Source organism: Flavivirga sp. 57AJ16, assembly GCF_028736925.1.
Lineage (GTDB): Bacteria > Bacteroidota > Bacteroidia > Flavobacteriales > Flavobacteriaceae > Flavivirga.
This window is the reverse complement of the sequence record NZ_JAQZAT010000003.1, coordinates 170,582-190,245: the sequence shown is the minus strand read 5'-3', so window position 1 is coordinate 190,245 and position 19,664 is coordinate 170,582. Positions and strand designations below refer to the sequence as shown.

The 19,664-nt window shown below is 34.8% G+C and carries 16 protein-coding genes and 5 tRNA genes; 20 read left to right on the top strand and 1 reads right to left on the bottom strand.

The window, feature by feature from the left end; genetic code table 11:
- Nucleotides 1-19: 19 nt before the first annotated feature.
- From PQO00_RS04815 to PQO00_RS04720, 20 genes are all read left to right on the top strand, one after another.
- Entirely contained in the window at nt 20-928 is a 909-nt protein-coding gene (locus PQO00_RS04815; RefSeq protein WP_274183690.1) for a ComEA family DNA-binding protein, read from the top strand.
- Nucleotides 929-1,298: 370 nt separating this feature from the next.
- Nucleotides 1,299-2,468 (top strand): acyl-CoA dehydrogenase family protein, encoded by a 1,170-nt coding sequence (locus PQO00_RS04810; RefSeq protein WP_274183689.1) that lies wholly within the window; start codon nt 1,299-1,301, stop codon nt 2,466-2,468.
- 170 nt (nt 2,469-2,638) lie between these two features.
- A complete protein-coding gene (rpsU, locus tag PQO00_RS04805) occupies nt 2,639-2,833 on the top strand; it encodes a 30S ribosomal protein S21 (protein WP_274183688.1) in 195 nt (64 codons plus the stop codon).
- Nucleotides 2,834-2,955: 122 nt separating this feature from the next.
- A complete protein-coding gene (locus PQO00_RS04800; RefSeq protein ID WP_274183687.1) occupies nt 2,956-3,846 on the top strand; it encodes a tyrosine-type recombinase/integrase in 891 nt (296 codons plus the stop codon).
- Nucleotides 3,847-3,880: 34 nt separating this feature from the next.
- Nucleotides 3,881-4,183: a ribosome-associated translation inhibitor RaiA gene (gene raiA / locus PQO00_RS04795; RefSeq protein ID WP_135877079.1), complete on the top strand. Its 303-nt coding sequence runs from the start codon at nt 3,881-3,883 to the stop codon at nt 4,181-4,183.
- A gap of 101 nt (nt 4,184-4,284) precedes the next feature.
- Nucleotides 4,285-4,358 (top strand) — tRNA-Thr (locus PQO00_RS04790).
- A 226-nt stretch (nt 4,359-4,584) separates the two neighbouring features.
- A tRNA-Tyr gene (locus tag PQO00_RS04785) sits at nt 4,585-4,666 on the top strand.
- A 225-nt stretch (nt 4,667-4,891) separates the two neighbouring features.
- Nucleotides 4,892-4,964: transfer RNA gene (locus PQO00_RS04780), tRNA-Gly, on the top strand.
- A 90-nt stretch (nt 4,965-5,054) separates the two neighbouring features.
- Nucleotides 5,055-5,126, top strand: a tRNA-Thr gene (locus PQO00_RS04775).
- A 70-nt stretch (nt 5,127-5,196) separates the two neighbouring features.
- Nucleotides 5,197-6,384: an elongation factor Tu gene (tuf, locus tag PQO00_RS04770; protein WP_274183686.1), complete on the top strand. Its 1,188-nt coding sequence runs from the start codon at nt 5,197-5,199 to the stop codon at nt 6,382-6,384.
- A gap of 66 nt (nt 6,385-6,450) precedes the next feature.
- Nucleotides 6,451-6,523, top strand: a tRNA-Trp gene (locus PQO00_RS04765).
- Nucleotides 6,524-6,778: 255 nt separating this feature from the next.
- The gene (gene secE, locus PQO00_RS04760) at nt 6,779-6,973 is read left to right on the top strand and encodes a preprotein translocase subunit SecE (RefSeq protein ID WP_274183685.1); all 195 of its coding nucleotides are present in this window, start codon (nt 6,779-6,781) and stop codon (nt 6,971-6,973) included.
- 17 nt (nt 6,974-6,990) lie between these two features.
- Nucleotides 6,991-7,545, top strand: a complete 555-nt coding sequence (gene nusG, locus PQO00_RS04755) for a transcription termination/antitermination protein NusG (RefSeq protein ID WP_274183684.1) — start codon at nt 6,991-6,993, stop codon at nt 7,543-7,545.
- A gap of 74 nt (nt 7,546-7,619) precedes the next feature.
- On the top strand, nt 7,620-8,057 hold the full coding sequence (gene rplK / locus PQO00_RS04750) for a 50S ribosomal protein L11 (RefSeq protein ID WP_274183683.1): 438 nt from the start codon (nt 7,620-7,622) through the stop codon (nt 8,055-8,057).
- A 21-nt stretch (nt 8,058-8,078) separates the two neighbouring features.
- Entirely contained in the window at nt 8,079-8,768 is a 690-nt protein-coding gene (gene rplA, locus PQO00_RS04745) for a 50S ribosomal protein L1 (protein ID WP_274183682.1), read from the top strand.
- A 19-nt stretch (nt 8,769-8,787) separates the two neighbouring features.
- Nucleotides 8,788-9,309, top strand: a complete 522-nt coding sequence (rplJ, locus tag PQO00_RS04740) for a 50S ribosomal protein L10 (RefSeq protein WP_274183681.1) — start codon at nt 8,788-8,790, stop codon at nt 9,307-9,309.
- Between the two features lie 64 nt (nt 9,310-9,373).
- Nucleotides 9,374-9,751, top strand: a complete 378-nt coding sequence (gene rplL, locus PQO00_RS04735) for a 50S ribosomal protein L7/L12 (protein WP_274183680.1) — start codon at nt 9,374-9,376, stop codon at nt 9,749-9,751.
- Nucleotides 9,752-9,882: 131 nt separating this feature from the next.
- Nucleotides 9,883-13,695 carry a DNA-directed RNA polymerase subunit beta gene (gene rpoB / locus PQO00_RS04730; RefSeq protein ID WP_274183679.1) on the top strand — a complete coding sequence of 1,271 codons (3,813 nt, stop codon included), beginning with the start codon at nt 9,883-9,885 and terminating at the stop codon, nt 13,693-13,695.
- A gap of 76 nt (nt 13,696-13,771) precedes the next feature.
- Nucleotides 13,772-18,073, top strand: coding sequence for a DNA-directed RNA polymerase subunit beta' (gene rpoC / locus PQO00_RS04725; RefSeq protein WP_274183678.1), 4,302 nt, complete (start codon nt 13,772-13,774; stop codon nt 18,071-18,073).
- A 209-nt stretch (nt 18,074-18,282) separates the two neighbouring features.
- Nucleotides 18,283-18,600: a DUF3467 domain-containing protein gene (locus PQO00_RS04720; protein WP_274183677.1), complete on the top strand. Its 318-nt coding sequence runs from the start codon at nt 18,283-18,285 to the stop codon at nt 18,598-18,600.
- A gap of 715 nt (nt 18,601-19,315) precedes the next feature.
- Here PQO00_RS04720 and PQO00_RS04715 read toward each other — a convergent pair.
- Nucleotides 19,316-19,552: a (4Fe-4S)-binding protein gene (locus PQO00_RS04715; RefSeq protein WP_274183676.1), complete on the bottom strand. Its 237-nt coding sequence runs from the start codon at nt 19,550-19,552 to the stop codon at nt 19,316-19,318.
- Nucleotides 19,553-19,664 lie beyond the last annotated feature (112 nt).

Sequence of the window (19,664 nt, the reverse complement as noted above, 5' to 3'; positions counted from 1 at the left end):
AGTAAATAAAAATACTTATATGACATCCCATTTTAAGTTTTCAAAAGAACAGCGAAATGGGATTTTTTTATTAATAATACTTGTAGTAGGGCTACAGTGCGTTTGCTTTTTTGTGGATTTTTCTTCCGAAGATATTATAGTTAACAAAGTAGCACTTGCTAAGTTTAACAAAGAAATTGATTCCCTTAAATTAGTGCAGCTTGAAAAAAGGAAACCAAGAATATATCCTTTCAATCCAAATTATATAACAGATTATAAAGGGGCTTCATTGGGAATGTCTAATAAGGAAATTGACAGGCTATTAGCTTTTAGAAAACAGAATAATTGGATTAATTCAACAAAACAATTTCAGGAAGTCACTAAAGTGTCAGACTCACTTTTAGGTCAGATATCCCCATATTTTAAATTTCCGGAATGGGTGACTAAACAGAATAGAGTATCTAAAAGTTATCCAGTGAATGATTTTGGTGAACAGGCCAGATGGCGAGGTGGCAATTTTAGCAATAAACCAACAGCATTTGCTAAAAAGAAAGACCTAAACAAAGCAACAGCGCAACAACTGCAAGCAATAAATGGTATAGGAGTGGTTTTGTCAGAACGTATTATAAGGTTTAGAAATAAATTTATTGGAGGCTTTATTGATGATGTGCAGCTTCAAGATGTATACGGATTAACCCCACAAGTCATAGAAAGAATAGCAAACGATTTTACGGTAAAGACCCCAAGAAAAGTTCAGAAGATAAACATACATACAGCAACCATAGATAACTTGGTTACCGTTCAACATATAGATTATGATTTGGCACATCATATAATTGAACAACGTAAATTAAAAGAAGGATATAAATCTCTAGATGAATTAAAAAAAGTTAAAGACTTTCCAGTAAATAAAATCGATATAATTAAATTATATTTGTGCCTCGATTAAAAAATAGCTGCATTTGTGAAATAAGTATTAACTTGAAAATAAACTTAATAAACGAGAGTTCGATTTAAAACCTGTCTGCCGACCAGGCAGGCAAGGGAGTTTTTAACAATAAATTCACTAATAAAGCAATTTGTTGCCTTGAGCGCAGTCGAAAGGTCATTAAAACCAGTTATTAAAATAGGTTTCGACAGAGCCTGTGCTGAGTTTACCGGAGTACTCAACCTGAGAGCAGGGTTAAATTATTGATAGTCAGTTCAATAATTTTATGCTTACATAGAAACTCACGTTAATAAGGGAAAAAGTTAATTACGAATGGCACCTGCCTGTCGGCAGACAGGTCTAATGGATAAAGAACAATAAATTTTAATAAATGAATAGCATGTACTTCACAGAAGAGCATCATCTTTTTAGAAAAAGTCTTCAGGATTTTTTAAAGAAGGAAGTAGTTCCTAATATTGAAAAATGGGAAAAAACAGGAACTATAGACCGGTTTATTTGGAAAAAGTTTGGAGATATGGGCTTTTTTGGTATAAACTACCCTGAAGCTTATGGAGGAATGAATTTAGATTTATTCTATACAGTTATACTTCTTGAAGAACTTCAAAAAATAAATTCAGGCGGTTTTGCAGCAGCCATTTGGGCACATGCTTATTTGGCAATGACACATTTAAATGCAGAGGGAGATGAATTTATTAAGCAGAACTATTTAGCGCCAAGCATTTCTGGAGATAAAATAGGATGCCTATGTGTTACAGAACCTTTTGGAGGTAGTGACGTCGCAGGTATGCGAACAACCGCTGTAAAAGAAGGAGATCATTACGTTATTAACGGATCCAAAACATTTATTACCAATGGTGTATATAGCGATTATTTAGTAATAGCAGCAAAAACAAATCCAGAGTTAGGCAATAAGGGTATTAGTATATTTGTAGTAGATAGAGACACTAAGGGAGTCTCGGCAACCAAATTGGATAAATTGGGTTGGAGGGCATCAGACACTGGAGAAATAGCCTTTGATAATGTTAAGATACCGGTAACTAATTTAATGGGAGAAGAAAATAAAGGGTTTGCTTACATAGTGCAGCATTTTTCTTTAGAGCGTTTAATTATGGGAATCAATGCCCACGCACGTGCAGAGTATGCATTGGAGTATGCTTTACAGTATATGTCAGAACGTCAAGCGTTTGGTAAATCAATTGATTCGTTTCAAGCGTTGAGACATAATGTTTCAGACTTATATACCGATATGGAAATCTGTAAAGAATTTAATTATTCAGTTGCCTATAGATTAAATAAAGGTGATTATATAGTTAAAGAGGCCTCTATGTCTAAGTTAAGGTCAACAAAAATGGCCGATGAAGTTATTTATCAATGCCTTCAATTTTTAGGCGGCTATGGCTATATGGAAGATTATCCAATGGCAAGGCTTTTAAGAGATAGCAGACTAGGGCCAATAGGAGGGGGCACTTCTGAAATCCTTCGTGAGATTATCGCCAAAATAGTAATAGACAAAAAAGAGTATAAGCCTGCTACGAATTAGCGTATTGGTATTTTGGCGAAAATGACAAAAGGATTATCGCCAAAATAGTAATAGACAAAAAAGAGTATAAGCCTGCAACATAAAATAATTGATAATTAATAATTGATAATTAACAATTGTATTATATATTTGCATCCTGAAAATTTTAAAAGAGAGGAGGTTAAGACACTATGTTAATAATACCGATTAAAGAAGGAGAAAATATAGATAGAGCGTTAAAACGCTTTAAGAGAAAGTTTGATAAAACTGGAACTAAAAGACAATTACAAACACGTAAACAGTTTAACAAGCCTTCTGTATTACGTAGGGCGCAGATTCAAAAAGCTCAGTACATACAAGGATTAAGAGATGCAGAAGATGTTTAAAGATAAATTTAATCTGTACATACCATATTAAAATCCCACTTTTAGTGGGGTTTTTTTTGTGCTCAACTTAAATAAATTCAATAAAAACTTCGTACTTTTAACTTGACACAAGTAACATTAAAATGCCTCTAAAACCATTCATAGATTATTTATTACTTGAAAAGAACTATTCTGCATTAACAGTCAACGCATATCAAAAAGACTTAGAAGCATTTTCAGAATTTATTAAAACAGTGTATGATACAAAGATTATAAAGGATGTAAATTATTCACAGATTAGAAGTTGGATAGTCCATATGGTAGAAAAAGGATTATCAAATAGAAGCATCAATAGAAAAGTATCGGCATTAAATACATACTATAAGTTTCTTTTAAAAACCAGGGATATAAATCATAACCCTTTATCAAAGCATAAAGCCTTAAAAACGAGTAAAAAAGTTCAGGTACCATTTTCAGAATCAGAAATAACAACAGTTTTGGATGACTTAAATTTTGATGATGATTTCGAAAGCATTCGTAATAAGTTAATTATAGAGATTTTCTATTCGACAGGCATTAGAAGAATAGAGTTAGTGGAGCTATCTTTGGCGAGTGTAGATATTGATAATAAAATGTTAAAGGTATTAGGAAAGAGAAATAAAGAGCGTGTCGTTCCGTTATTGGATTCTGTAGTAAGAACAATAAATAAGTATTTAATTTCAAGAAATAAATTAGAAGGTATCACAGATGTCAATAGTTTGTTTTTAACAAAAAAAGGATTTAAAATTTATGAAACGCTTGTTTACAGAATAATAAATGAGTATTTTAGTGAGGCCTCTACAAAGGTGAAAAAGAGTCCGCATATTTTGCGTCATTCTTTTGCAACACATTTGTTAAACCAAGGAGCAGATTTAAATGCCGTTAAGGAGCTTTTAGGGCATTCGAGTTTAGCTGCCACTCAAGTTTATACACACAATAGTATAGCTGAATTAAAAAAAGTGCACATACAAGCACATCCTAGGAGTAAAAAATAGTATAGTAAAAGATTATTAACCAAAAAATAGAAGGATGAAAGTAAACACCCAATCAGTTAATTTTAATGCTGACCAAAAGTTAATAGATTTTATTCAAAAGCGCATGGATAAATTAGATATGTTTTATGATAAAGTTATAAAATCGGATGTCTATTTAAAAGTAGAAAATACAAGTGAAAAGGAAAACAAGATTTTTGAAGCAAGAGTAAGTGTTCCTGGCGATAGTTTTGTGGTGAAGAAACAATGTAAAAGTTTTGAAGAAGGCGCAGATGTCGCAGTATCATCTTTAGAAAGGCAATTAAAAAAGAGAAAAGAAAAATTAAGGTCACATTTATAGTAAAATTTATCAAAAAATGTTTTGATTAAAAAAATAAATCTATACATTTGCAGTCCGTTAGAAATAGCGGGCTTTTTTTATGCGAAAAAAGTATAAAAAATGCCGATGTAGCTCAGCTGGCTAGAGCAGCTGATTTGTAATCAGCAGGTCGTGGGTTCGAGTCCCTCCATCGGCTCTAAAAATGTGAATAGCGCAAAAGGAAGTTGATTAAATGGTTTTAAAGCTGTTTTTTTTGACTTGGGACGGGAAGTTTATCCTGAGCGTAGTCGAAGGGAGTCCCTCCATCGGCTCTTCAAATTCCTGCGCAGGCAGGAATCTCAAAGTAGCAAAATGATAGCGGTTTTGAGGAAGTTCATTAAAATAATTTTTAGAGTTCAAAATTTTGAGTTCTAGATTGGTACGGGGAGATACTCAAGCGGCCAACGAGGGCAGACTGTAAATCTGCTGACTACGTCTTCGCAGGTTCGAATCCTGCTCTCCCCACAAGTGATTTTAAACAAGCAGTTGTCAAAAACTTATTTTTGTAAAACTGTATTTTGAAATTATTTGGATTGGATTTCCAATCCAGAATCAACGACCAGCGGGAGTTAATTCTTTTTTTTGAATTGAAATATTGAAAACACCTTTTGAAGATTTCCAGGTCTTTATTGCTCTTTCCTTTAAATGAATGGAATTTGGGATTTTATATTTGGAATTTTTTGAAGAATTGCGAGAGTAGCTCAGTTGGTAGAGCGTCAGCCTTCCAAGCTGAATGTCGCCGGTTCGAACCCGGTCTCTCGCTCTATAATTCCTGCGAAGGCAGGATCTCTTCTTTCAATTAATGTAGCTCTATAGTTAAGTTGTTTGAAAGGATAGGGAATAAAAACTTTACGCCGGTGTAGCTCAGGGGTAGAGCGTTTCCTTGGTAAGGAAGAGGTCACGAGTTCAAATCTCGTCATTGGCTCTATAGTAGAGATTAAAAATTAGAACACACTAATATTATTATATAACTAAGATTAAATTATTTAAAAAACATGGCAAAGGCAACTTTCGATCGTTCAAAACCACATTTAAATATTGGTACTATTGGACACGTAGATCACGGTAAAACAACTTTAACTGCTGCTATTACTAAAGTATTAGCTGATGCAGGTTATTCAGAAGCAAGATCATTTGATCAAATTGATAATGCTCCAGAAGAAAAAGAAAGAGGTATTACAATTAATACATCTCACGTTGAGTATCAAACAAAAAATCGTCACTATGCACACGTTGACTGTCCAGGTCACGCGGATTACGTAAAGAACATGGTAACGGGTGCTGCTCAAATGGACGGAGCAATATTAGTTGTTGCAGCAACAGATGGTCCGATGCCACAAACACGTGAGCACATCTTGTTAGGACGTCAGGTAGGTATTCCTCGTATCGTTGTATTCATGAATAAAGTGGACATGGTTGACGATGAAGAATTACTTGAATTAGTAGATATGGAAATTAGAGACTTATTATCTTTCTATGAGTATGATGGAGATAATGGTCCTGTTATAGCTGGTTCTGCTTTAGGAGCACTAAATGGTGAGCAAAAGTGGGTTGATACAGTAATGGAATTAATGGAAGCTTGTGATTCTTGGATCGAAGAGCCAACAAGAGAAGTTGATAAGGATTTCTTAATGCCGATTGAAGATGTATTCTCAATTACTGGTCGTGGAACTGTTGCAACAGGTCGTATCGAAACTGGTATAGCTAACACTGGTGATCCAGTAGAGATCATTGGTATGGGTGCTGAGAAATTAACATCTACTATTACAGGTATCGAAATGTTCCGTCAAATATTAGATAGAGGTGAAGCAGGAGATAATGCTGGTATCTTATTAAGAGGTATTGAGAAATCTCAAATTTCAAGAGGTATGGTGATTTGTAAGCCAGGTTCTGTAACACCACATGCTAAATTTAAAGCTGAGGTTTACATCCTTAAAAAAGAAGAAGGTGGACGTCATACACCATTCCATAATAACTACCGTCCACAGTTCTACGTTCGTACAACTGATGTAACTGGAAACATAGCACTTCCTGATGGCGTAGAAATGGTAATGCCTGGAGATAACTTAACGATTACTGTTGAGTTGATTAACACTATTGCAATGAATGTTGGTCTGCGTTTCGCGATTCGTGAAGGTGGTAGAACAGTTGGTGCAGGTCAGGTAACTGAAATTTTAGACTAATACAGTTTTAGAATAAAAATAGTGAGTTAAGGTATTTCGTTTTTCGGAATACCTTGACTTATATTTACGGGTTTAGCTCAGTTGGTAGAGCACTGGTCTCCAAAACCAGGTGTCGGGAGTTCGAGTCTCTCAACCCGTGCGAAGCAAAGGATTGTGAGCGAGAAGTTTATGCTGAGCGAAGTCGAAGTAAGTCTCTCAACCCGTGCGAAGCAAAGGATTGTGAGCGAGAAGTTTATGCCGAGCGAGTTTATCCTGAGCGTAGACGAAGGGAAGTAAGTTTCTCAATCCGTGCAATAATAGAAATAATAATAAGTAAAAAGTTTCTAAATAAAGTTTACACTGAATGTAGCCTTTACTGGACGCAGACGAAGTAAAGTGCTCAAAAATATAATAAATGGCTGGAATTGTAAATTACGTAAAAGAATCATTTGGAGAACTTAAAAATAATGTGAGTTGGCCATCATGGGCTGAAGCACAAAGTTTAACAGTTTTAGTTGCTGTATTCTCAATTATATTTTCCTTAGCAATTTGGGGAGTAGATACGGTATTTAGTAAGGTTGTTAGTTATTACTTTGAGTTAATTAATTAATGATTAATGGTGATTGTATGTCAGAAGTAAGCGAAAAAAAGTGGTACGTTGTTAGAGCGGTAAGTGGTCAGGAAAACAAGATTAAAACTTATATCGAGAATGAAATAGCTCGATTGGGTCTTCAAGATTATGTTGATCAAGTACTGGTTCCTACTGAACGAGTGATCCAAATTAGAAATGGGAAAAAAATCCATAAGGAAAAAGTGTTTTTCCCTGGGTATATAATGATTCAAGCTAATTTAACGGGAGAAGTACCTCATATAATACGTTCGGTTACCAATGTCATTGGTTTTTTAGGCGAAACTAAAGGAGGAGATCCGGTGCCACTTAGACAATCTGAAGTAAACAGGATGTTAGGTAAGGTTGATGAGTTATCTGTTGAAGAAACTGCCAATGTTGCTATCCCGTTTACTAAAGGAGAAACAGTAAAAGTTATTGATGGACCATTTAATGGATTTGATGGTACTATCGAAAAGATAAATGAAGAAAAGCGCAAGCTCGAAGTAATGGTAAAGATTTTTGGAAGAAAAACACCATTAGAGTTGAGCTATATGCAAGTAGAAAAAGTATAATAGTGTTACATTAAAGATAGGTTGTTATTTTTTCGCTTCCAATTGAAAGATAACATCAAACTAAATTATTAAAAATGGCAAAAGAATTAGGTAAAGTAGTTAAATTACAAGTTCGGGGAGGTGCTGCGAATCCGTCGCCACCGGTTGGACCCGCTTTAGGAGCTGCAGGTGTTAACATCATGGAGTTCTGTAAGCAATTCAATGCTAGAACCCAAGATAAGCCTGGTAAAGTATTACCAGTGGTTATATCTGTTTACAAAGACAAATCGTTTGACTTTGTAATCAAAACACCTCCAGCAGCAGTTCAATTATTAGAGGCAGCTAAGGTGAAGAAAGGTTCTGGAGAGCCAAACCGAAAAAAAGTAGCTAAAGTTTCGTGGGATCAGGTTAAAACCATCGCAGAAGACAAAATGGTAGATTTAAATGCATTTACTATCCAATCTGCAATGAAAATGGTAGCTGGTACTGCAAGATCAATGGGTATAACCGTAACAGGGCAATTCCCTAATTAATCTATAAAAGACATTAATAAGATGGCAAGATTAACAAAAAAGCAAAAAGAAGCTGCAGCGAAAATAGAAAAAGGAAAAATTTATTCTGTTGAAGAAGCGTCAGCATTAATAAAAGAAATTACCAATACAAAGTTTGATGCGTCAGTAGATTTAGCTGTACGTTTAGGAGTAGATCCTAGAAAGGCAAACCAAATGGTAAGAGGTGTTGTATCTCTTCCTCATGGTACTGGTAAAGATGTAAAAGTATTGGCATTAGTTACTCCTGATAAAGAAGCGGAAGCTAAAGAGGCTGGAGCAGATTACGTTGGTTTAGACGAGTACCTTGATAAAATCAAGAGTGGTTGGACAGATGTTGACGTTATTATTACTATGCCAAGTGTTATGGGTAAATTAGGACCTTTAGGACGTGTCTTAGGACCACGTGGTTTAATGCCTAATCCAAAAACTGGTACAGTAACTATGGATGTTGCTAAAGCTGTAACAGAAGTAAAAGCTGGTAAAATTGATTTTAAAGTTGATAAAACTGGTATTGTACACGCTGCGATAGGAAAAGCATCATTTAGTGCTGATAAAATTGCAGGGAATGCAAATGAATTATTACAAACATTAATGAAACTTAAGCCAACTTCGGCAAAAGGAGTTTATGTAAAGAGCATTTTTATGTCTTCTACAATGAGTCCTAGTGTTGCTGTTGATCCTAAGATAGGTTAATTAGTTAAAAACTTTTATTATGACAAGACAAGAAAAATCACAAGTAATCGAAGAGTTGACTGTACAATTAGCCGATAATGCTAACATTTATTTAGCAGATATTTCAGGATTAAATGCAGGAAACACTTCAGATTTACGTCGCGCTTGTTTTAAAGCAGGCGTAAAGTTAGCAGTAGTAAAAAACACATTACTTGAAAAAGCAATGGAAGCTTCAGATAGAGAATTTGGAGAACTTTCTACGGTTTTAAAAGGTAATACTTCAGTAATGTATTCTGAAACTGGAAATGCTCCAGCTAAAGTTATTAAAAACTTTAGAAAAAAATCAGAAAAGCCCTTATTAAAAGGAGCATTTATTGAAGAAGCAGTTTATATTGGTGATGACCAATTGGACATGTTAGTAGATATCAAGTCTAAAGAAGAGTTGATAGGAGAGATTGTTGGATTATTACAGTCGCCTGCTAAAAATGTTATTTCTGCACTTAAATCGGGTGGAGGAACTATTGCTGGTATCATTAAAACACTATCTGAAAAAGAAGGATAGAATTAAAAAGTACGCACTTATTACAATTATATTATTATTAAAAAATTATTAAAACGATAGAAAAATGGCAGATTTAAAAGATTTCGCAGAACAATTAGTTAACTTAACAGTAAAAGAAGTAAATGAGTTAGCTACTATATTAAAAGATGAGTATGGTATCGAACCTGCTGCTGCAGCTGTTGCTGTTGCTGCTGGAGGTGCTGCTGCTGGTGGAGACGCTGCAGAAGAGCAAACTGAATTTGATGTTATTTTAAAAGCAGCTGGTGGTTCTAAATTAGCTGTAGTTAAATTGGTTAAGGAATTAACTGGTTTAGGATTAAAAGAAGCTAAAGGTTTAGTTGACGATGCACCAAGCGCAATTAAAGAAGGCATATCTAAAGATGAAGCAGAAAGTTTAAAAGCATCATTAGAAGAAGCAGGAGCTGAGGTTGAGCTTAAATAAGCTTACCATTTCAAAAACATTAAGGTTTAGGTCTGTCACGCTTTTAAAGGCGTGACAAGACCTAGACCATTTTGCGTATATAATTATTACTACGCTAACAACTATTTTTTTAATCATAATTCCGTCCATTGATGTTATCAACACAAGCTGAAAGATTAAATTTCTCGTCTATTGTAAATAGAACGGAATATCCAGATTTCTTGGATATTCAGATTAAATCCTTCCAGGATTTTTTCCAATTAGAAACAAAATCTGAAGAAAGAGGTGATGAAGGTCTTTATAACACCTTCATGGAAAACTTCCCTATTACAGACTCACGTAATCAATTCGTTTTAGAATTTTTAGATTACTTCGTAGATCCACCAAGATATGCTATTGATGAGTGTATTGAAAGAGGGCTAACATACAGCGTTCCGCTAAAAGCAAGGTTAAAGTTATATTGTACAGACCCTGAACATGAGGATTTCGAGACCATTGTTCAAGATGTGTACTTAGGAACGATACCTTACATGACACCTAGTGGTACATTTTGTATTAATGGTGCAGAACGTGTAGTAGTTTCTCAATTACACCGTTCACCAGGCGTATTCTTTGGTCAATCTTTCCATGCAAATGGCACAAAATTATATTCAGCTAGAGTGATACCTTTTAAAGGTTCTTGGATTGAATTTGCAACAGATATTAATCAGGTAATGTATGCTTACATTGACAGAAAGAAAAAGTTACCTGTTACAACGCTGTTTAGAGCTATTGGTTTTGAACGTGATAAAGATATCTTAGAGATTTTTGATCTTGCCGAAGAGGTTAAAGTATCTAAATCTGGATTAAAAAAGTATTTAGGAAGAAAATTAGCAGCACGTGTGTTAAACACTTGGCACGAGGATTTTGTTGATGAAGATACAGGAGAAGTAGTATCTATTGAGCGTAACGAAATTGTGCTTGACCGTGATACTATTTTAGATAAAGAAAATGTTGAAGAAATTATTGGAGCAGATGTAAAGACGATTCTTTTACATAAAGAAAGTGCAGAACAAGGCGATTACGCTATTATTCACAATACGCTTCAAAAAGATCCTACAAACTCAGAAAAAGAGGCTGTAGAGCATATCTATAGACAATTACGTAATGCAGAGCCGCCAGATGAGGAAACAGCACGTGGTATTATAGACAAATTATTCTTCAGTGACCAACGTTACTCTTTAGGAGAAGTAGGGCGTTACAGAATGAATAAAAAATTACAGTTGGATATTGGAATGGATAAGCAAGTACTTACCAAAGAAGATATCATTACTATCATAAAATATTTAATCGAGCTTATCAACTCAAAAGCAGAGATTGATGATATTGATCACTTATCTAACCGTCGTGTACGTACAGTCGGTGAGCAATTATCTCAACAATTTGGTGTTGGTTTAGCACGTATGGCACGTACCATTCGTGAGCGTATGAACGTTCGTGATAATGAAGTGTTCACGCCTATAGATTTGATTAACGCTAAGACTTTATCGTCTGTAATTAATTCATTCTTTGGTACAAACCAATTATCTCAGTTTATGGATCAAACAAATCCATTAGCTGAAATAACGCACAAACGTCGTTTATCTGCATTAGGACCAGGAGGTTTATCTCGTGAGAGAGCAGGTTTCGAGGTACGTGATGTACATTATACACACTATGGGCGTTTATGTCCTATTGAAACACCTGAAGGGCCAAATATTGGTTTAATTTCTTCACTTTCAGTATATGCTAAAGTGAACTCTATGGGATTCATTGAAACACCTTATAGAAAAGTAACAGATGGCGTTGTTGATATAAAAAATGAACCAATATATTTAAGTGCAGAGGAAGAAGAAGAGAAATTAATTGCACAGGCAACAGTTAAAGTTGATGAAAACGGTAAAATATTACACGATAAAGTCATTGCCCGTATGGAGGGTGATTTTCCGGTAATAGAGCCAACAGCTGTAAATTATACAGATGTGGCACCCAACCAGATATCATCAATTTCAGCATCTTTAATTCCATTCTTAGAGCATGATGATGCAAATAGAGCCTTGATGGGATCTAACATGATGCGTCAAGCAGTACCGTTATTATTACCTCAAGCACCAATTGTTGGTACAGGGTTAGAACGCCAAGTCGCTTCAGATTCTCGTGTATTGGTTAATGCAGAAGGTCATGGAGAAGTGCTTTATGTTGATGCAAATGAAATTAAAATAAAATACGATCGTACCGATGACGAAGCTAAAGTAAGTTTTGATAGTGATATTAAAACCTACCAGTTAGTAAAATTCAGAAAGACGAACCAAGGAACCTCTATTAACCTAAAACCAATTGTAACTAAAGGAGATAAAGTTACAAAAGGTCAGGTTTTATGTGAAGGTTATGCCACTCAAAAAGGGGAATTGGCATTAGGTAGAAATATGAAAGTAGCCTTTATGCCTTGGAAAGGGTATAACTTTGAGGATGCGATTGTAATTTCAGAAAAAGTAGTACGTGAAGACATCTTTACATCGATTCATATAGATGAGTATTCTTTAGAAGTTAGAGATACCAAGTTAGGTAACGAAGAGCTAACCAACGATATTCCTAACGTTTCAGAAGAAGCCACTAAAGATTTGGATGAAAACGGAATGATTCGAGTAGGAGCAGAAGTGAAACCTGGCGATATTCTTATAGGTAAAATTACGCCTAAAGGGGAATCGGATCCAACTCCAGAAGAAAAATTATTACGTGCCATCTTTGGTGATAAAGCAGGTGATGTAAAAGATGCTTCTTTAAAAGCTTCACCATCATTAAATGGTGTTGTGATTGAAAAGAAACTTTTTGCCAGAGCAGTAAAAGATAAGCGTAAGAGAGCTCAAGATAAAGATGATATCTTACAATTAGAAGGTATTTACGATGCTAAATTTGATGCCTTAAAAGATACTTTAATTGAAAAGCTTTTCGCTATTGTAAATGGTAAAACAGCTCAAGGTATTTTTAACGATTTAGGAGAAGAAGTATTACCAAAAGGTAAAAAATTCACACTAAAAATGTTAAATGCTGTAGATGATTACGCGCACTTAGTATCAGGTAAATGGACAACAGATGAACATACTAATCAACTGGTTGCGGATTTAATCCACAACTATAAGATTAAAGAAAACGATTTACAAGGGGCCTTAAGACGTGAGAAGTTTACAATCTCTGTAGGAGACGAATTACCAGCAGGTATTATCAAGCTAGCTAAAGTTTATATCGCTAAAAAACGTAAGCTTAAAGTAGGTGATAAAATGGCAGGACGTCACGGTAACAAAGGTATTGTAGCAAGAATCGTTCGTCAAGAGGATATGCCTTTCTTAGAAGACGGAACCCCAGTTGATATTGTATTAAATCCACTTGGAGTACCATCTCGTATGAATATCGGTCAGATATACGAAACTGTATTAGGTTGGGCTGGTCAAAAATTAGACCGCAAGTATGCCACACCAATTTTTGACGGTGCCAGTATTGACCAAATCAATGAATTTACAGATGAAGCTGGAATTCCTAGATACGGACATACCTATTTATATGACGGTGGGACTGGGCAACGTTTCGATCAACCAGCAACAGTTGGTGTGATTTACATGTTGAAACTAGGACATATGGTTGATGATAAAATGCACGCACGTTCTATAGGACCTTACTCATTAATTACGCAACAGCCATTAGGGGGTAAAGCACAATTTGGTGGTCAGCGTTTTGGAGAGATGGAAGTTTGGGCACTTGAAGCTTATGGTGCATCAAGTACGCTACGTGAAATCTTAACGGTAAAATCCGATGATGTAATTGGTAGAGCCAAAACTTACGAAAGTATTGTTAAAGGAGAACCAATGCCAGATCCAGGACTACCTGAATCCTTCAATGTACTTATGCACGAATTGAAAGGATTAGGATTAGATATTAGATTAGAAGAATAAAAAAGTATGCAGTCGCAGTGTTCAGTTTCCAGTATGTGGACTGAATACTGAGACTGAGACTGAATACTAGAAGAACATGGCAAGAAAACAAGATAAGAATACAGTAAAGAGGTTTAATAAAATCTCAATTGGTTTAGCATCACCAGAATCTATTTTAGCAGAATCTAGAGGTGAAGTTTTAAAACCAGAAACTATCAATTATCGAACTCACAAACCAGAACGAGATGGTTTGTTCTGTGAGCGTATTTTTGGTCCTGTAAAGGATTACGAATGTGCTTGTGGTAAATATAAAAGAATTCGCTACAAAGGAATCGTATGTGACCGTTGTGGAGTAGAAGTAACAGAAAAGAAAGTACGTCGTGATCGCGTAGGACACATTAATTTAGTTGTTCCTGTGGCCCATATCTGGTATTTCCGTTCGTTACCAAATAAAATAGGTTACTTATTAGGTTTACCATCTAAGAAATTAGATATGATTATTTACTACGAACGTTATGTAGTCATTCAACCTGGTAATGCCAAAAATGAGGAAGGCGAACCATTACAAAAAATGGATTTCCTAACAGAAGAAGAATATTTGAATATTCTAGAAGAACTACCTCAAGATAATCAATATTTAGACGATACAGATCCTAATAAGTTTCTTGCGAAAATGGGAGCTGAATGTCTTATTGAACTGCTAGCTAGAATTGATTTAGAAACGTTATCATACGAATTACGTCATAAAGCAAATACAGAAACGTCTAAACAGCGTAAAACTGAAGCTTTAAAACGTTTACAAGTAGTAGAATCTTTACGCGAATCTAATCTAAATAGAGAAAATCGTCCAGAATGGATGATTATGAAAGTGATTCCAATTATTCCACCAGAATTACGTCCGCTAGTACCACTAGACGGAGGTCGTTTTGCAACGTCTGATTTAAATGATTTGTACCGTCGTGTTATTATTCGTAATAACCGTCTAAAAAGACTGGTTGAAATTAAAGCACCAGAAGTTATTTTACGTAACGAAAAACGTATGCTTCAGGAGTCTGTAGATTCATTATTTGATAATACACGTAAATCTTCAGCTGTTAAGACAGATTCTAACAGACCGTTAAAATCATTGTCAGATTCATTAAAAGGTAAACAAGGACGTTTCCGTCAAAACTTACTTGGGAAACGTGTTGATTATTCTGCACGTTCTGTAATTGTTGTTGGACCGGAATTAAAATTATTTGAATGTGGACTGCCAAAAAATATGGCAGCAGAGCTTTACAAGCCTTTTGTAATTAGAAAATTAATTGAAAGAGGTATTGTAAAGACTGTAAAATCAGCTAAGAAAATTATAGATAAAAGAGAGCCTGTGGTTTGGGATATTTTGGAGAACGTTCTTAAAGGACATCCAGTATTACTTAACCGTGCGCCTACTTTACATAGATTGGGTATTCAAGCTTTTCAACCAAAATTAATTGAAGGAAAAGCAATTCAATTACACCCATTAGTATGTACGGCATTTAACGCCGATTTCGATGGTGATCAAATGGCGGTACATTTACCTTTAGGACCGGAAGCGATTTTAGAATGTCAATTATTAATGTTGGCATCTCATAATATCCTGAATCCAGCGAATGGATCTCCAGTAACCGTACCTTCTCAGGATATGGTACTTGGTTTATACTATATGACCAAGTTACGTAAGTCAACGCCCGAATTACCAATTAAAGGAGAAGGTTTAACATTCTATTCTTCAGAAGAAGTTGTTATTGCTTTTAACGAGAAAAAAGTAGATTTAAATGCAGGCATTAAGGTACGAACTATTGATATTAATGAAGAGGGTAAATTGGCGCCAGCAATTGTAGAAACTACGGTTGGTCGTGTATTGTTCAACCAACATGTACCGCAAGCAGCAGGTTATATTAATGAAGTACTTACTAAGAAATCATTAAGAGATATTATTGGAAAAATTCTTAAAGTGACATCAGTTCCGGAAACGGCCGATTTCTTAGATGCCATTAGAACTTTAGGATTTAAGTTTGCTTTCCAAGGAGGATTATCATTTAGTTTAGGTGATATTATCATTCCGCCAGAAAAGCAAGGTATGATCGATCATGCCAATGGTTTAGTGGATGGTATCATGGGTAACTACAATATGGGACTTATAACTAATAACGAACGCTACAACCAAGTTATTGATATTTGGACATCTACAAATGCTGAATTGACAGAGTTGTCAATGAAGCGTATTCGTGAAGACCAACAAGGATTTAACTCGGTGTTTATGATGCTTGACTCAGGAGCTCGTGGATCTAAAGAACAGATTCGCCAGCTTACAGGTATGCGTGGGTTAATGGCAAAACCTAAAAAATCTAATGCAGGTGGCGGGGAGATTATTGAAAATCCAATCCTTTCTAACTTTAAAGAAGGACTTTCAATTTTAGAATACTTTATCTCTACGCACGGTGCGCGTAAAGGTCTTGCGGATACGGCTCTTAAAACCGCAGATGCAGGTTATTTAACGCGTCGTTTGGTTGATGTATCTCAAGATGTTATTATAAATACAGAAGATTGTGGTACATTAAGAGGTGTAGAAGTTGAGCCATTAAAGAAAAACGATGAAGTTGTAGAAACCCTTGAAGAGAGAATCGTTGGTCGTGTTGCTTTAAATGATGTTTATAACCCTATAACAGAAGAGTTGTTGGTAGCATCAGGTCAACTAATAGAAGATGATATTGCTAAATCCATAGAAGCATCTCCTATTGAAAGTATAGAAGTACGTTCTGCCTTAACGTGTGAAGCTTTACAAGGCATTTGTGCTAAATGTTATGGACGTAATTTAGCGACAGGTAAAATGGTACAAAGAGGTGAAGCGGTTGGTGTTGTTGCGGCACAGTCAATTGGAGAGCCAGGAACACAGCTAACACTTCGTACATTCCACGTAGGAGGTATTGCTGGTAATATTTCTGAAGACAATAAATTAGCTGTCAAATTTGATGGTGTTGCCGAAATCGAAGATTTAAAAACAGTTAAGGGGCAAGATGGCGAAGGAAATGAAGTTGATATTGTTATTTCCAGAACATCAGAACTTAAACTTACAGATAAGAAAACAGGCATTGTTTTAAGTACGAACAATATTCCTTATGGTTCTAACATATATGTTAAAAATGGTGATAATTTAAGTAAAGGCGATGTTGTTTGCTCTTGGGATCCATATAACGGTGTTATTATTTCTGAATTTGCTGGTAAAGTAAAATATGAAAATATAGAACAAGGTGTTACCTATCAAGTTGAGATTGATGAACAAACAGGCTTTCAGGAAAAAGTAATTTCTGAATCCAGAAATAAGAAACTTATCCCAACGCTTCATATTGCAGATGCAAAAGGAGAAACAATACGTTCTTATAATCTACCAGTTGGAGCTCACTTAATGATAGACGATGGCGATAAGATTAAAGTTGGAAAAGTTTTAGTTAAAATACCTCGTAAATCTGCTAAAGCAGGTGATATTACAGGAGGTTTACCTCGTGTAACCGAATTGTTCGAGGCACGTAACCCTTCAAACCCAGCTGTAGTTAGTGAAATTGATGGCGTGGTTTCTTTTGGTAAGATAAAAAGAGGTAATCGTGAGATTATTGTAGAATCTAAATTAGGAGAAATTAAGAAGTACCTTGTTAAATTATCGAATCAAATTCTTGTTCAGGAAAATGATTATGTAAAAGCAGGTATGCCACTTTCCGATGGTTCTATTACACCAAACGATATCTTAAATATTAAGGGACCGTCTGCAGTTCAACAATATTTAGTGAATGAAGTACAGGAAGTATATCGTTTACAAGGTGTGAAAATTAACGATAAGCACTTTGAGGTGGTTGTAAGACAAATGATGCGTAAAGTACGTATTATAGATTCAGGAGATACTATTTTCTTAGAAGATCAATTGGCCCATAAAGCCGATTTTATTAAAGAAAATGATGATATTTTCGGAATGAAAGTGATTGAAGATGCTGGAGATTCAACAAATCTTAAAGCAGGACAAATTATCTCACCTCGTGAATTAAGAGATGAAAACTCCATTTTGCGTAGAGAGGATAAGAAACTTGTTGAGGCAAGAGAAGCAAAACCAGCAACTGCTACTCCAATATTGCAAGGTATAACAAGAGCTTCACTTCAAACTAAATCATTTATTTCAGCAGCATCGTTCCAGGAAACAACGAAGGTCCTTAACGAAGCAGCTGTGGCTGGTAAGGTAGATAGTTTGGAAGGATTGAAAGAAAACGTAATTGTTGGTCATAGAATTCCAGCAGGTACAGGTATGCGAAGGTATACAGATATCATTGTAGGCTCTAAAGAAGAGTTTGATGAAATGATGCAAGTAAAACAAGAATTGAATTATAATTAAATGAGGTTCTGATTTTGTAGCCTTGAAAAGGGAGGCAAAATCAGATAACCGAATTTATCCTGAACTTGTTTCAGGATCTCAAATAGTTTATAGCTACTGGGAACAATAAAGCAAAAGCCTTCATGTATATAAACTTGAAGGCTTTTTTTAAATTAAATAGATGTATAATAAGGCTTCCACCTACATGGAAGTAAAAAATAAAATTTTCTATGGCAAACGAAAAAGACAATCAAAAGCAAGGCCAAATAAATATTGAATTAGATGAAAAAGTAGCAGAAGGGACCTATTCTAACTTAGCTATTATCAATCATTCAGTTTCAGAGTTTGTTGTAGATTTTGTAAATATTATGCCTGGGATTCCAAAAAGTAAAGTGAAGTCTAGAATAATATTAACGCCACAACATGCTAAAAGGTTGCTTAAAGCTTTAGGTGATAATGTAGCACGATTTGAGAATGCCCATGGGGAAATTAAAGATTACGAGCAACCACCAATACCATTAAATTTTGGACCAACAGGACAAGCTTAACTTTTATGGTAAGTAAGCCTGTAAAAATAGAGCGTTGCTCGAAATTTTTTATATGGCAACCACCAATACCATTAAATTTTGCGCCAAGTATAAAATAAAGAGTTGGTTGGAAAGTATTTGTTTCGTTATTCTAGGAATAGCGAAGCATTTTATGTTTTGTAAATCTTTTATAAGATTCCCTGTCTGTGGCAGATAGATATATTGTATTTAGAGTGATACTTTTTAGAATGCTTTTTAGTGGTTTTATACCAATTATTATTTAAAAAGAGCTATAAATAATTTGAATTATATTTTGGTCAGATAAGATAGAAAATTCAATCATAGCCTTAGTTATGGTTTTATACCCAGTCAAGCTGAGCACATGTTTAATATTGAAATATGAGCAAAATAGAAATCGAAGATTCATGAACACCTATTTTTAAAATGAAAGATAGTGAACTAAACAAATTATAGGGGTTGTTTTGAGTAATAATTGGTATTATACCCTCAAAACTAGCTTCGGTTTTTCTTTTTTTGAAATTTAATACTTTGTGTGCTTGCGAAGTAGTTTGTTTTTATAGTTACTAACTATACTTAAAAAAATCTATTGATTTTAATAAATTAGTTTCTACTCTTTTTTTAGATTTCTATCTTATCGTTAGATAGTATAACTATAAAGTGGCTTAAATGGGCTCATTTTAGCCTATTGACAATTACGGCTAAAAAATCTAGGTTTTTATGCTACTTTTTTCTCTTTTTTGTTATAATGAAAACTCAAGGCTCCAGAAGGACATTTTTTAACTTGCCGTATTATTTTCTTAGTAGGAGCACCTTCAAGGTCGATCCAAGGAATAACAGAATTTTGAAATACATTTGAAAGTTCTTTTGCACAATGATCAGCATGTGTACAAGCACAGGGATTATAAGTTACAGTAATATCTGAATTACTGAAAACATTGTCTTTAGTTTTCATAAGTAGGTTCTTTTAAGGCTGTAATTCTTTTTAAATCTATGTAGAGATTAATTTAAATACTTAAATAATTGATTAAATACATTGAATAATCGATTAAAAGCAAAAAAATCGA

What these genes read in the sequence shown, in the direction of transcription:
- nusG (WP_274183684.1), top strand. Translation starts at nt 6,991, where the DNA reads ATGTCAGAAGTAAGCGAAAAAAAGTGGTACGTTGTTAGAGCGGTAAGT.
- PQO00_RS04715 (WP_274183676.1), bottom strand. Translation starts at nt 19,552, where the DNA reads ATGAAAACTAAAGACAATGTTTTCAGTAATTCAGATATTACTGTAACT.
- rplL (WP_274183680.1), top strand. Translation starts at nt 9,374, where the DNA reads ATGGCAGATTTAAAAGATTTCGCAGAACAATTAGTTAACTTAACAGTA.
- rplA (WP_274183682.1), top strand. Translation starts at nt 8,079, where the DNA reads ATGGCAAGATTAACAAAAAAGCAAAAAGAAGCTGCAGCGAAAATAGAA.
- tuf (WP_274183686.1), top strand. Translation starts at nt 5,197, where the DNA reads ATGGCAAAGGCAACTTTCGATCGTTCAAAACCACATTTAAATATTGGT.
- rplK (WP_274183683.1), top strand. Translation starts at nt 7,620, where the DNA reads ATGGCAAAAGAATTAGGTAAAGTAGTTAAATTACAAGTTCGGGGAGGT.
- rpoC (WP_274183678.1), top strand. Translation starts at nt 13,772, where the DNA reads ATGGCAAGAAAACAAGATAAGAATACAGTAAAGAGGTTTAATAAAATC.
- PQO00_RS04720 (WP_274183677.1), top strand. Translation starts at nt 18,283, where the DNA reads ATGGCAAACGAAAAAGACAATCAAAAGCAAGGCCAAATAAATATTGAA.
- PQO00_RS04815 (WP_274183690.1), top strand. Translation starts at nt 20, where the DNA reads ATGACATCCCATTTTAAGTTTTCAAAAGAACAGCGAAATGGGATTTTT.
- PQO00_RS04810 (WP_274183689.1), top strand. Translation starts at nt 1,299, where the DNA reads ATGAATAGCATGTACTTCACAGAAGAGCATCATCTTTTTAGAAAAAGT.
- rplJ (WP_274183681.1), top strand. Translation starts at nt 8,788, where the DNA reads ATGACAAGACAAGAAAAATCACAAGTAATCGAAGAGTTGACTGTACAA.
- rpoB (WP_274183679.1), top strand. Translation starts at nt 9,883, where the DNA reads ATGTTATCAACACAAGCTGAAAGATTAAATTTCTCGTCTATTGTAAAT.
- PQO00_RS04800 (WP_274183687.1), top strand. Translation starts at nt 2,956, where the DNA reads ATGCCTCTAAAACCATTCATAGATTATTTATTACTTGAAAAGAACTAT.
- rpsU (WP_274183688.1), top strand. Translation starts at nt 2,639, where the DNA reads ATGTTAATAATACCGATTAAAGAAGGAGAAAATATAGATAGAGCGTTA.
- raiA (WP_135877079.1), top strand. Translation starts at nt 3,881, where the DNA reads ATGAAAGTAAACACCCAATCAGTTAATTTTAATGCTGACCAAAAGTTA.
- secE (WP_274183685.1), top strand. Translation starts at nt 6,779, where the DNA reads ATGGCTGGAATTGTAAATTACGTAAAAGAATCATTTGGAGAACTTAAA.